Raw genomic sequence first — 12,971 nt, 5'->3', positions numbered from 1 at the left:
CCAAATCTCGCCGCGATTTTCATCCAGTGCGTTGGTGTGACAAACGTGGGTGTGAATGATGACCGATATGACTGCTGCTGATTCCGGGAATCCGGTTTTTGGATGGGTTGGCTTTTGCCTTGCGGCACTGGCCCTGTTCGCAGCCCTGTTCGTGTTCTGGGCAGGGCCATTCGCGCCGCAGCAATCCACCGGCGTGACGCTGGGCGAACTGGCCGCCGAGTTGGGAAAATCGACCTTGCGGGCCGCTGCGGGGATGGAGCAGCCCGCGCCGGTCGCGCCCACCCGCGATCTGGATGATTTTCTGCAGATCGGCGTCGCCATGCTGGGCGGGTTGGCGATCGTCGTCTCGGTCATCGGCATCCTGCGCCACGAAAAACGCCGCCCGGCCATTGCCGGTGTGGTCATCGGAACGGGCGCGATCCTGTTCCAGTTCTTCGCAGTGGCGTTTTTCGCGTTCCTTGGCGCGCTGGTCATCATGGCGCTGCTGAACAGTTTCTCGGATGTTTTCAGCGGTCTGTTTGGCGGCTAGGGCGCGTTCCTGACTGGTCACCCGGCTGCCCCTGTGGCAGAACCGTCCCTGACTGACGGGGAGAGTGCGCATGAGCAAATTCGGAAAAGGCTGCCATCTGCATCTGATCGACGGATCGGCCTTCATTTTTCGCGCCTATCACGCCCTTCCGCCGCTGACGCGGAAATCGGACGGGCTGCCGATTGGCGCCGTTTCGGGCTTTTGCAACATGTTGCAGCGTTACGTGGATGGCGACCACGGCCCCGATGCGCCGACCCATCTGGCGGTGATCTTCGACAAGGGCTCGCACACCTTCCGCAATGACATGTACGACCTCTACAAGGCCAACCGCGAGGCGATGCCCGAGGATCTGCGCCCGCAGATCCCCCTGACCCGGCAGGCGACCGAGGCCTTCAACATCCCCTGCAAAGAACTGGAGGGGTACGAGGCCGACGACATCATCGCCACGCTGGCCTGTCAGGCGCGCCAGGCCGGGGGCCGGGTGACCATCGTCAGTTCCGACAAGGACCTGATGCAGCTGGTGGGCGACGGTGTCGAGATGCTGGACGCCATGAAGAACAAGCGCATCGACCGCGAGGGGGTGTTCGAGAAATTCGGCGTCTATCCCGAGCGGGTCGTGGATGTGCAGGCGCTGGCTGGTGACAGCGTCGACAACGTGCCGGGCGCGCCGGGGATCGGGATCAAGACGGCGGCACTGCTGATCAACGAGTTCGGTGACCTGGAGACGCTGCTGGACCGGGCCGAGGAGATCAAGCAGCCCAAGCGCCGCCAGACCCTGATCGAGAAGCGCGACCAGATCGAGCTGTCGAAGAAGCTGGTGCAGCTGGATTGCGATATGCCGCTGGATTTCACGCTGGACGATCTGGAGCTTCGCGACCCCGACCCGGACAAGCTGTTGTCGTTCCTGGCCGAGATGGAGTTCCGCACGCTTTCCAAGCGGATCGCCGAGAAGCTGGGGGTCGAGCCGCCGGTGATCGCGGATGCGCCCGCGCCGGTCGCGTCGGATGATCCGCCGGCTGACGAACTGCCGTTCGATGCCAGCAAATACGAATGTGTGCGTGATGCCGCGGCCTTGCAGAAATGGATCGATCAGGCGCATGAACGCGGCTGGGTGGCGGTGGACACCGAGACAACCGGCCTGAACGAGATGGTGGCCGATCTGGTCGGCATTTCGCTGTGCATCGAGCCGGGCGAGGCCTGCTATATCCCGCTGACCCACCGCGACGGTACCAGTGACGACCTGTTCGGCTCGGACGCGCTGGCCGAAGGGCAGATGCCGCTGGATGAGGCGCTGGAGATGCTCAAGCCGGTGCTGGAGGATCCGTCGATCCTGAAGAACGGGCAGAACATGAAATATGACGCCAAGATCTTTGCACGCTACGGCGTGGATGTCGCCCCGATCGACGACACGATGCTGATGTCCTATGCCATGCATGCGGGTGAGCATGGACACGGCATGGACACGCTGTCCGAACGCTATCTGGGCCACACGCCGATCCCGATCAAGCCGTTGCTGGGTTCGGGCAAGTCGGCGATCACCTTCGACAAGGTGCCAATCGACGAGGCCACCGCCTATGCCGCCGAGGACGCCGACATCACCCTGCGCCTGTGGAAGCTGTTCAAGCCGCAGCTGCACCGGGTTCAGGTGACCACCGTCTATGAAACGCTCGAGCGCCCCCTGGTGCCGGTTCTGGCCGAGATGGAGATGCATGGCATCAAGGTCGACCGTGACGTGCTGAGCCGCATGTCGAACGCGTTTGCCCAGAAAATGGCTGCGTTAGAGGCTGAAATCCACGAGTTGGCGGGCGAGAATTTCAATGTCGGCTCGCCTGCGCAGCTGGGCGAGATCCTGTTCGACAAGATGGGCCTAGAGGGCGGCAAGAAGGGCAAGACCGGCAAGTATTCGACCGGCGCCGACGTGCTGGAAGATCTGGCGACCGAGCATGAGCTGCCGCGCCGGGTGCTGGACTGGCGGCAACTCAGCAAGCTGAAATCGACTTATACCGACGCGCTGCAGACCCATATCAACCCCGACACGGGGCGGGTGCATACGTCTTATGCCATCACCGGGGCGAACACGGGGCGTCTGGCCTCGACCGATCCGAACCTGCAGAACATACCGGTGCGCACCGAAGAAGGCCGCCGCATCCGCGAGGCTTTCATCGCCGAGCCGGGCAACGTGCTGGTGTCGCTCGACTATTCACAGATCGAGCTGCGCATCCTCGCGCATATCGCCGATATTCCGGCCTTGAAACAGGCCTTTGCCTATGGGCTGGACATTCACGCCATGACCGCGTCGGAAATGTTCGACGTGCCGCTGGACGAGATGACGCCCGAAATCCGCCGCAAGGCCAAGGCGATCAATTTCGGCGTGATCTACGGCATTTCGGGCTTTGGTCTTGCGCGCAACCTGCGCATTCCGCGGGCCGAGGCGCAGGGCTTCATCGACCGCTATTTCGAACGCTTCCCGGGCATCCGGCGCTACATGGATGACACCATCGCCTTTGCCAAAGAGTATGGCTATGTGCAGACGCTGTTCGGACGCAAGATCCACACGCCCGAGATCAACGCCAAGGGGCCGCATGCGGGGTTCGCGCGCCGCGCGGCGATCAACGCGCCGATTCAGGGCACCGCGGCGGACGTGATCCGGCGGGCGATGGTGCGGATGCCTCAGGCGATCGACGGGCTGCCGGCCAAGATGCTGCTGCAGGTACATGACGAACTGCTGTTCGAAGTGGCAGAGGACGCGGTGGATCAGACCATCGAGATTGCGCGCGACGTGATGGAGAACGCGCCTGATCCGGCGGTGAAGCTGGACGTGAAACTGACCGTGGATGCGGGCAAGGGCGCCAACTGGGCCGAGGCGCATTAGGCAAGCGCCGTGCCACTCATCAAGCCCGGCGGGCCCTCTTCGCGGCAGGTCAGGCCTCGGGCCTGACCAACAGCGCGACCAGCCGACGGGTCAGCGGAGCCACGAACAGAACCACTGCGAAGGCCACCGGCCAGCTGACGCTCCAGGCGCCCATCCAGCTGCAAAGTTCTCGGGACCCAGCCCGATCTCTTTGACCGTTGCGATGCAGGTCACGATGCAGGACATCAGCCCCGACAGGATCAATCCGAACAGGACGGGGGCAAAACGGGCTGGGATCATGCGGCTGTTCCTCTGCTGATTTACCTTTTCATATGCAACATTCGAAATGTGATTTCCAGTGCGCAGGCGCACAGGCCTATCGCATCCAATGCAGAGAGGCGTCGGTGCGCCGGGTCGAGGGCGTGTATTCGGCGCTGACCCAGCCGTCATAACCGCTGTCGTCGATTGCTGCGAACAGTGCGGTGAAATCGGTCTCGTCCCGGCCGGGTTCCGACCTGTCGGGGGCCGATCCGATCTGAATATGCACGATCCTGTCGCGGAATCTGTCCCAGACGGCCTGCGCATTGCCATGGATCATCCGGGCATGAAAGCTGTCGAATTGCAGGCCCACATTCGGACGGTCGATCCGGTCCAGGCACGCGGCGGCCAGATCATAGTCGTTCAGAAAATACTCGGGCTGTGAGACCGGGTTCAGCGGTTCGATCGTGAACTGCTGATGCGGCGCAAAATCCGCGGCCCATTGCAGGTTGCGCACGAAACAGTCCTGCGCGTCCGCCCCCGAGGCATAGCCCGCCATCACATGGATCAGGCCGGGCCTCAACGCCTCGGCATAGCGCAGGACGCGGCGGATGTCGGACTGGAACCGCGCCTCGCCCCCCGGAACGGCCGCATAGCCTGGCTGGCCGCCGGTATAGTTGGGCGGCGGCGCGTTGATCAGTACCAGGTCCAGCCCGTTTGCCAGCAAAGCGCGGCGGGTTTCCTTGGCCGCCAAGTCATAGGGAAACAGGATCTCGACCGCTTTGAACCCTGCATCCGCCGCCGCCTTGAACCGGTCGAGATAGGGCAGCTCGGCAAAGAGCAGCGAGATATTGGCGGCAAATCGGGGCATTGTCCTCTCGGGCTGATGGCGCGCCGACCTTAGTGGCGTGCGGCGTGCAGAGGAAGGGTTTGAAAACGACAATATGTCGAAAATCGGCCAGACCGGCGCGGGCCGATTGTGAAGGGTCGGGGTGTCGCAGCGAATCATTTTCGTGGCGCTGCACCAACAAAAGGGTTGAAACCGATGGCGATGAGTCCGGACCCCGTTCGCGGGCCCAGTTTCACTGCGACCGGTGCGCGGCAATCCGCCCTGTCCGGAAACGGGCTGGCGGTGGCGTCGATGCTGACCTGGGCGGCCGGCTTCCCGGCGGCCGAGATCCTGTTGCAGTCTTGGCCGCCCGTCGCCCTATGGGCAGCGCGGCTGATGCTGGCGGTGGCAGTGATGGTGCCGATCTGGATCTGGATCGACGGACCCGGCGCCGTGCTGCGCGCCCGATGGAGACATGCGGTGCGGGTCGGCGGTTTTGGCCTGGGGCTGGGCATGTTCCTGATCATCCTGGCGCAGAAGCTGACCGACCCGGTGACGGTCGCCATCATCGCCTCGTGCGCGCCGCTGGTGGCCACCCTGCTGGAACTGGCCGCGGGAACCCGTCGCCTGCGCGCGAATTTCGCGCTGGGCGTGGTCGTTTCGATCATCGGCGGGCTGATCGCCACCAGCGCCATCGCGCCCGCGCAGCTTGGGCTGGGTGCGCTCTGCGCGGTCGGGTCCACGACATTGTTCTGCTGGGGCAGCATGGCCACGGCACGCGATTTCCCGGACCTCAGCCAGACCGGCCGCACCACGATCACGCTGGCCGGTGGCGCGATCGTGGCCTCGGTGCTGATCGGACTGGCCAGCCTGGCCGGGTTCGACCTCCGGCCCCAGGGTGCCATCGACACGCAGCAGGCCGGGATGCTGGTCATCTACGCGCTGATATCGCTGGGGCTCAGCCAGGTTCTGTTCATCGCCTCGGTCGGCAAGCTGGGCGTGGCGCTTGCCTCGTTCCACATCAACGTGGCCCCGTTCTATGTGATGGTCATCATGCTGGTGTTGGGAGAAGAGTGGAACTGGACCCGTGCGCTGGGCGCGGCGGTGGTGGCGCTGGCCGTGGTGCTGGCGCAGGACCGGCCCGGGCGGCAGACGGCCTAGCCGTCACCCACCATGTCCGATGGCGCGATGGCAAAGAACTGCCCGCCCGACCAGACGCCGAACTGCCCGTCGTGATGGGTGGCGATGTCCACCAGCCGATAGAAGCTTTTGCGGTCGATCCGCGCCTCAAGGTTCGATCGCACCAGAATGTAGGGGCTCGGCTCACTCGTTTCGGGGTCGATGACCACCCGGATCGGATGATCCGGCCCGGCCGTCACCGTATCGCCGACATGGGTGGTAAACGTCAGAACCCGATTCTCGCCCGCGCCGGTCCGGTCGAAATCGACCGCCACAAACGGCGCGTCTTCGACCGCTATGCCGACCTTCTCGACCGGGGTGACCAGGAAATAGGCGTCCCCTTCTTTCTTAAGAATCGAGGAAAAGAGCTTCACAAGCTCGAACCGGGTGATGGGCGACCCTAGATAATACCAAGTGCCATCGCGCGCGATGCGCATGTCCAGATCGCCGCAGAACGGAGGATTCCACTTGTCCACAGGGGGCAGACCCCGCGGTTTGGCCGCCTTGACCGAGGCCGCCAGACCCTCAGGGGACGGTTTCACAGGATTTTGTCCGCTCATTGTTTTTGCCATTTCCTCGCAGCGCGATACACTTCATCTATACTAAGTCCACGGAAGGGAAAGTCATGACCGAACCTGCCGACCTCGTGTCCGAGATCGAAGCGCTGGAAGCGAAACTGCAACAGGCCAAATCCTCGATCACCCGCCGCTTCATCGGGCAGGAGAGGGTCGTCGACCTGACGCTGACCGCGCTGCTGTGTGGCGGTCACGCCCTGCTGATCGGGCTGCCGGGCCTGGGCAAGACGCGGCTGGTGGAAACCCTGTCCACCGTCATGGGCCTGCATGGCAACCGCATCCAGTTCACGCCCGACCTGATGCCGGCGGACATTCTGGGGTCCGAGGTTCTGGACACCGCCGAGGATGGCAGCCGCCATTTCCGATTCATTCCCGGCCCGATCTTCTGTGAACTGTTGATGGCGGACGAGATCAACCGCGCCAGCCCGCGCACCCAGTCGGCGTTGCTGCAGGCGATGCAGGAACGCACAGTGACCGTCGGGGGCGAGGATCGCGCGCTGGGCGTGCCGTTCCATGTGCTTGCCACCCAGAACCCGATCGAACAGGAGGGCACCTATCCGCTGCCCGAGGCCCAGCTGGACCGTTTCCTGGTGCAGATCGACGTGAACTATCCCGACCGCCAGACCGAGCGTGACATCCTGCTGGCCACTACCGGCGCGGCCGAGGAGGCGGCGCACCAGATCTTCACCAAAGAAGAACTGCTGGCCGCGCAGGTTCTGCTGCGCCGGATGCCGGTGGGCGAGTCGGTGGTCGAACTGATCCTCGATCTGGTGCGCGCGTTCCGCCCCGAGGAACCCGGCGTGTCCGAGCGCGTGTCCGAGACGGTCGCCTGGGGTCCAGGTCCGCGCGCGGCGCAGGCGCTGATGATGACGGTGCGGGCGCGGGCGATGCTGCAGGGCCGGCTGGCCCCAAATGCCGAAGACGTGCTGGACATGGCGCGCCCGGTGCTCAGCCACCGGATGGCACTGAACTTCGCCGCGCGGGCACGCGGTGACAGCTTGGCCGACCTGATCGAAACCACCGCGGCCGGGCTTGTCCGGGCCGAGGCGGCGGCGTGAACGCGGCCCGCACCCTTCGCGAAAGATCCGAGGCCGAGGCGTCCCGGCTGCCGCCCTTGTTGGCGCGGGCCGAACACCTGGCCGGAACCGTGCTGCTGGGCGATCACGGCCGGCGGCGTTCGGGGTTGGGCGATGATTTCTGGCAATACCGGCCGGCGCAAATCGGCGACAGCCGGCGGATGATCGACCACCGGCGCTCGGCCCGCGGCGATCAGCAATATGTGCGCGAACGCGAATGGCAGATTGCGCAGTCGATCATGCTGTGGGTCGATCAGGGCGCCTCGATGCGCTTTGCGTCCGACAAATCTCTGCCCACCAAGGCCGACCGGGCCCGCCTTCTGGGGTTGGCCACGGCGATTCTGCTGGTGCGCGGGGGCGAGCGTGTGGGCCTGACCGGAACCACCCTGCCGCCCCGGCGCGGCAACGCCCAGATCATCCGGCTGGCGCAGGCCCTGTCCGAAGATACCGAGGCCGATTATGCCCCGCCCGAGCACCGCGCCATGATCCCCCATGCCCGCGCCGTGTTCATCTCTGACTTCCTCGGCCCACTGGACGAGGTCGAACTGGCCCTGACAAAGGCCGCCGACCGCGGCGTGCGCGGTGTGCTGCTGCAGGTTCTGGACCCGGGCGAGGAGAGCTTCCCCTATCGCGGGCGCACCATCTTCGAAAGCGTCGGCGGCACGGTCCGGCACGAGACCCTCAAGGCGGGCGACCTGCGCGATCGCTATCTGGCGCGGCTGGCGCGACGCAAGGATGACCTGACCCGCCTATGCCGGGTGACTGGCTGGCAACTGGGCCTGCACCACACCCAAGACAGCGCGCAGGCGGCCCTGTTGTGGCTTTATCGTGCGCTGGACGGAGGGGCGCGATGACAGTTCTGGCGGGCATCGGCTTTACCGCGCCGTGGGTGTTGCTGGGTCTGCTGACCCTGCCGATCCTTTGGCTGATCCTGCGCGCCGTGCCGCCCGCGCCGATCCGACGGCTGTTCCCGGCGGTGACCCTGTTGCTGGGCCTGAAGGACGACGAGAGCGTATCCGACCGCACCCCGTGGTGGTTGTTGCTGCTGCGCATGCTGGCGGCGGCGGCAATTATTGTCGGTCTGGCCGGCCCGGTGCTGAACCCGTCGCGCGACGAAACCGGATCGGGGCCATTGCTGCTGGTGCTGGATGCCAGCTGGGCCGGGGCCACGCGCTGGCCCGCCACACTGGATCAGATCGACGCGCAGCTGACCGAAGCCGGACGGGCCGGGCGCCCGGTCTCGATCCTGCGCCTGACCGAGCCGGAACCGCCCGTCTTCCAGACCGCCGAGGCCTGGCGCAACCGCCTGCCCGGGCTGGTTCCGCAGCCGTGGCAGCCGGACGCGGCGCAGATCGAGCAGGCGTTGGCCGACTTGGCGGGGGTCGAGGGCAGGTTCGACGCGCACTGGTTCACGGACAAGCTGGACTATCCGGGCCGCGAAACCCTACTGTCTGCGCTGCAGGCGCGGGGCGCGGTCACGGTCTATCGCGCGGCGGCGCCGACCCTGGCGCTGCTGCCGGCCACCTATCAGGATGGGGCGATCCGGCTGACCGCGGTGCGCGCCACACCCGGACCGGCGCAGACCGTCACCATCAATGCACAGGGGCGCGACCCGGCGGGCGTGATGCGCCTGCTGCAATCGGTTGAGGTCAGCTTCGACAGCGGCACGACCCAGGCGCAGACCGATCTGGCGTTGCCGTCCGAACTGCGCGCCCGCATCACTCGGTTCGAGCTGCAGGGCCAGCGGTCGGCCGGGGCGGTGTCGTTGACCGATGACAGCCTGCGCCGGCGCGAGGTCGCCCTGATCGCCGGAACCGTCAACCGCGAGGGGCTGGAGCTGCTTTCGCCACTGCACTACCTGACGCAGGTGCTGATCCCCACTGCCGATTTCGTCGAGGGCGGGCTGGCCGAGGTTCTGCCTGCCAACCCTGATGTGATCGTGCTGGCCGATGTGGCCAAGCTGACCCCCGCCGAACAGGCCGGATTGGTCGAATGGGTCGAACAGGGCGGGCTGCTGCTACGCTTTGCCGGTCCGCACATGGCGGCCAGCGATCTGGGCCGCGATGCCGAAGACGTCTTGCTGCCGGTACGGCTGCGCAGCGGTGGCCGCTCGGTCGGCGGCGCGATGAGCTGGGGCGAAGCCAAGGGGTTGGCGCCTTTCCAGGAAGGCTCGCCCTTTTACGGGTTGCGCATCCCCGACGATGTGACCGTCAGCACCCAGGTGATGGCGCAGCCCGACCCGAACCTGGCCGACCGGGTGATCGCCGCGCTTTCGGATGGCACGCCGCTGGTGACGCGCAAGCCGCTGGGCCTGGGTCAGGTGGTGCTGTTCCATGTCACCGCCGATGCCGAATGGTCGACCCTGCCGCTGTCGGGCCTGTTCGTCGAAATGCTCGACCGGCTCGCCGTGGCCTCGGCCGCCAAGACGCGGCAGGTCGAACAGCTGCAAGGCACCACGTGGGAGCCGATTCAGGTGATGGACGGGTTCGGAACCCTGTCCGACGCGGGCAATCTGGCCGGTGTCGATGGCCCCGCGCTGGTGTCCGGCGCATTGGGGCCCGACCTGCGCCCGGGTCTGTATGAAAGCGGCAAGCAGAAGCTGGCCCTGAACGTGCTGACCGAGGACAGCACGCTGCGCCCGATAAGCTGGCCTGCGGATGTGCCCATCAAGGGGCAGGAGGTCAGTGCCGAGACCCCGATCGGGGGTCTGCTGCTGAGCCTCGCCCTGATCCTGCTGGCGGTTGACGTTGTGGCCTCGCTGGCGCTTTCGGGGCGTCTGGGGCTGGCGCGGGCGGCGGCGGTGGCGCTGGGCGTGGTTCTGATCGTACCGCAGGCGAAGGCGCAGACACCGGAAGAGACCGAATTCGCCCTGCGGGCGACCAAGGAATTGGTGCTGGCCCATGTCCTGACCGGCAATGCCCAGGTCGATGATGTCGCCCATGCCGGGTTGCGCGGCCTGTCGCAGACCCTGACCTATCGCACATCCGTCGAACCGGCAGAGCCCATGGGTGTGGACCTCGAACGTGACGAACTGGCCTTCTTCCCGCTGCTCTACTGGCCGATCACACCGGATCAGCCCCAGCCCTCGGCTGAGGCTTATGCCAGGCTGAACGCCTATCTGCGATCGGGCGGGATGATCCTGTTCGACACGCGCGATGCCGACATCGCCGGGTTCGGCGCCGCCAGTCCCAATGGGCGCAAGCTGCAGCAGCTGGCGACTCCGCTGAATATCCCTGCGTTAGAGCCTGTTCCGCGCGATCACGTCCTGACCCGAACCTTCTATCTGTTGCAGGATTTCCCAGGGCGCTATGCCGGAACCGAGATCTGGGTCGAGGCCGCGCCCCCAGACGCTGAACAGATCGAAGGCATGCCCTTCCGCAACCTCAATGATAACGTCACTCCGGTGGTGATTGGTGGCAACGACTGGGCCGGGGCCTGGGCAGTCGACCGGAACGGGCAGGCGTTGCTGCCGGTCGGGCGCGGCTATGCCGGAGAACGCCAGCGCGAGCTGGCCAACCGGTTCGGCGTCAATCTGGTCATGCACGTGCTGACCGGGAATTACAAATCCGATCAGGTGCACGTGCCTGCTCTGCTTGACAGGTTGGGCCAATGACCGGTTCCGTCATCTTTGACCCGCTGATCCCGTGGCCCGCTCTGGTCGCCATTGGTTCGATCGCTTTGGCCGCGACGGTCCTGGCGCTGTGGCGCGGGCTGTCGGGCTGGGCGTTGCGCGGTCTGGCGGCGCTGGTACTCTTGGCGGCCTTGTCCGGCCCGGTCTACCAGATCGAGGACCGCGCTCCGCTGACCGACATCGTGCTGATGATCGAGGATGAAAGCGCCAGCCAAACCCTATCTGACCGCGCCGAACAGACCACGCAGACCGCCGAGGCCCTGGCTGCCGAGATCGAGGCCCGCGACAACACCGAACTGCGCCGCATCACCGTGGGCGACGGCGACGGGGACGAAGGCACTCAGGTCATGGCGGCGCTGAATGCGGCGCTGGCCGAGGAACCCCGCGCCCGCATCGCCGGTATTCTGATCCTGTCGGACGGCATCGTGCATGACGTCGATCAGGCCCCGGATCTGCCCGCGCCGATGCACCTGTTGCAGACCGGTCGCGCGCAGGATTGGGACCGCCGCCTGATCGTGCGCAACGCCCCCGCCTTTGCCATCATCGGCGAGCCGGTCACGCTGACCCTGCGGGTCGAAGACAGCGGCGCCGCGCCCGCCGGTGCAGTCTCGGCCCCGTTGGAAATTGCCGTGGACGGTGGCGAGCCGCAGCAATTCAGCATCCCGATCGGCGTGGATGTCGAGCTGCCGGTGACCCTGCCCCATGGCGGGCGCAACGTCATCCAGTTCACCGTTCCGCAGGCTGATGGCGAACTGACCGACCGCAACAACACTGCCTTGATCCAGATGAACGGGGTGCGCGATCGGCTGCGCGTTCTGCTGGTCTCGGGCTCGCCGCATCCGGGCGGGCGCACCTGGCGCAATCTGCTGAAATCCGACAGCTCGGTCGACCTGGTGCATTTCACCATCCTTCGCCCGCCCGAGAAACAGGACGGGGTTCCGGTGGACGAACTGTCGCTGATCGCATTCCCCACGCGTGAGCTGTTTCTGGAGAAGATCAACGATTTCGACCTGATCATCTTTGACCGCTACAAGCGGCGCGGCATCCTGCCGGCGATCTACCTGGACAACGTGACCAACTATATCAATGACGGCGGGGCGGTGCTGATCGCGGCCGGGCCGGATTTCGCGACCGCCGACAGCATTTTCCGCTCACCCCTGTCCGCGATCCTGCCCGCACAGCCCACGGCCCGCGTGATCGAGGACCGCTATGTGCCCACGGTGACCGACCTGGGTCAGCGGCACCCTGTGACCTCCGATCTGGGCGAGGACGGTGAATGGGGCGCATGGCTGCGGCAAATCGACGTCCAACAACGCGCGGGCGAGGTGTTGATGACCGGGGTCGACGACCGGCCGCTGCTGGTGCTGGACCGGGTGGGTGAAGGGCGCGTGGCGCTGCTGGCCTCGGATCACGCCTGGCTGTGGAGCCGCGGATACGAGGGCGGTGGCCCGCAACTGGAACTGCTGCGCCGTCTGGCTCACTGGATGATGAAGGAACCCGAGCTCGAGGAAGAGGCGCTGTGGGCCGAGGCCAACGGTCAGTCGATGCGCATCATCCGCCAGACCCTGAACGAAGAGGTCGGCCCCGTCACCGTCACCCGCCCCAATGGCGAAACGCTCGAGGTGCCGCTGCGCGAGATGTCGCCCGGCCGGTTCGAGGCGCAGTATTTCGGCCCAGAGATCGGCCTCTACCGCTTGCAGGAAGGGGACCTGACTGCCGTGATCGGCCTGGGCCCGGCCGCGCCGCGGGAATTCGAGCGCACAATCGCCACCCCCGAGATTCTTGCGCCGGTCATGGCGGCCATGCGCGGCGGTGCGATCCGTGTCGAGGACGGGCTGCCGGCCATCCGCAACGTGCGCTCGGGACGCCCGGCGGCCGGACGCGGCTGGATCGGGCTGACCCCGCGCGAGGCGTATGAAACCCGCGACGTGAGTCAGGCGGGCCTGCTCCCGCCCTGGCTGGTTCTGCTGCTGGCGGGGGGCTTTCTGTTGGCCGGCTGGCTGCGTGAGGGGCGTGGCTGAGGCGTTTTAAACAGATTTTCAC

The 12,971-nt window shown here is 65.9% G+C and carries 9 protein-coding genes and 1 pseudogene; 7 read left to right on the top strand and 3 right to left on the bottom strand.

What is annotated here, in order from left to right; translation table 11 throughout:
* The first annotated feature begins 58 nt into the window (after positions 1 to 58).
* Together AC2FMM_RS07990 and polA are read left to right on the top strand one after the other, a co-directional pair.
* A complete protein-coding gene (locus AC2FMM_RS07990; RefSeq protein WP_496796271.1) occupies positions 59 to 529 on the top strand; it encodes a hypothetical protein in 471 nt (156 codons plus the stop codon).
* 70 nt (positions 530 to 599) lie between these two features.
* Entirely contained in the window at positions 600 to 3,401 is a 2,802-nt protein-coding gene (gene polA / locus AC2FMM_RS07985) for a DNA polymerase I (protein WP_496796270.1), read from the top strand.
* Between the two features lie 49 nt (positions 3,402 to 3,450).
* Here the strand turns inward: polA and AC2FMM_RS07980 are convergent.
* Together AC2FMM_RS07980 and AC2FMM_RS07975 are read right to left on the bottom strand one after the other, a co-directional pair.
* Positions 3,451 to 3,626 (bottom strand): annotated as a pseudogene (locus AC2FMM_RS07980) (DUF2798 domain-containing protein).
* Between the two features lie 130 nt (positions 3,627 to 3,756).
* Complete coding sequence (locus AC2FMM_RS07975) at positions 3,757 to 4,509, bottom strand: hydroxypyruvate isomerase family protein (RefSeq protein WP_496796269.1); 753 nt, start codon at positions 4,507 to 4,509, stop codon at positions 3,757 to 3,759.
* A 174-nt stretch (positions 4,510 to 4,683) separates the two neighbouring features.
* Here AC2FMM_RS07975 and AC2FMM_RS07970 point away from each other — a divergent pair, with 174 nt between their 5' ends.
* Positions 4,684 to 5,628 carry a DMT family transporter gene (locus AC2FMM_RS07970; protein ID WP_496796268.1) on the top strand — a complete coding sequence of 315 codons (945 nt, stop codon included), beginning with the start codon at positions 4,684 to 4,686 and terminating at the stop codon, positions 5,626 to 5,628.
* Here AC2FMM_RS07970 and AC2FMM_RS07965 read toward each other — a convergent pair.
* Positions 5,625 to 6,206, bottom strand: a complete 582-nt coding sequence (locus AC2FMM_RS07965; protein ID WP_496796267.1) for a DUF1285 domain-containing protein — start codon at positions 6,204 to 6,206, stop codon at positions 5,625 to 5,627. The two genes, AC2FMM_RS07970 and AC2FMM_RS07965, sit on opposite strands and share 4 nt — an antisense overlap.
* A gap of 65 nt (positions 6,207 to 6,271) precedes the next feature.
* Between AC2FMM_RS07965 and AC2FMM_RS07960 the strand changes: the two genes are divergently transcribed.
* Genes AC2FMM_RS07960 through AC2FMM_RS07945 form a run of 4 tightly spaced genes read left to right on the top strand, consistent with a single transcriptional unit; the run spans position 6,272 to position 12,949 of the window.
* Positions 6,272 to 7,279, top strand: a complete 1,008-nt coding sequence (locus tag AC2FMM_RS07960; RefSeq protein ID WP_496796266.1) for an AAA family ATPase — start codon at positions 6,272 to 6,274, stop codon at positions 7,277 to 7,279.
* The gene (locus AC2FMM_RS07955) at positions 7,276 to 8,151 is read left to right on the top strand and encodes a DUF58 domain-containing protein (protein WP_496796265.1); all 876 of its coding nucleotides are present in this window, start codon (positions 7,276 to 7,278) and stop codon (positions 8,149 to 8,151) included. Before AC2FMM_RS07960 ends, AC2FMM_RS07955 begins: the two co-directional genes overlap by 4 nt.
* On the top strand, positions 8,148 to 10,910 hold the full coding sequence (locus tag AC2FMM_RS07950; protein WP_496796264.1) for a DUF4159 domain-containing protein: 2,763 nt from the start codon (positions 8,148 to 8,150) through the stop codon (positions 10,908 to 10,910). Before AC2FMM_RS07955 ends, AC2FMM_RS07950 begins: the two co-directional genes overlap by 4 nt.
* Positions 10,907 to 12,949 carry a hypothetical protein gene (locus AC2FMM_RS07945; protein ID WP_496796263.1) on the top strand — a complete coding sequence of 681 codons (2,043 nt, stop codon included), beginning with the start codon at positions 10,907 to 10,909 and terminating at the stop codon, positions 12,947 to 12,949. The genes AC2FMM_RS07950 and AC2FMM_RS07945 overlap by 4 nt, the downstream gene beginning before the upstream one ends.
* Positions 12,950 to 12,971: the final 22 nt, after the last annotated feature.

It is taken from the genome of Ruegeria sp. BHSC043, assembly GCF_059612985.1.
The sequence above is the reverse complement of the archived record's forward strand: the minus strand, read 5'-3'. Positions and strand labels throughout refer to the sequence as shown.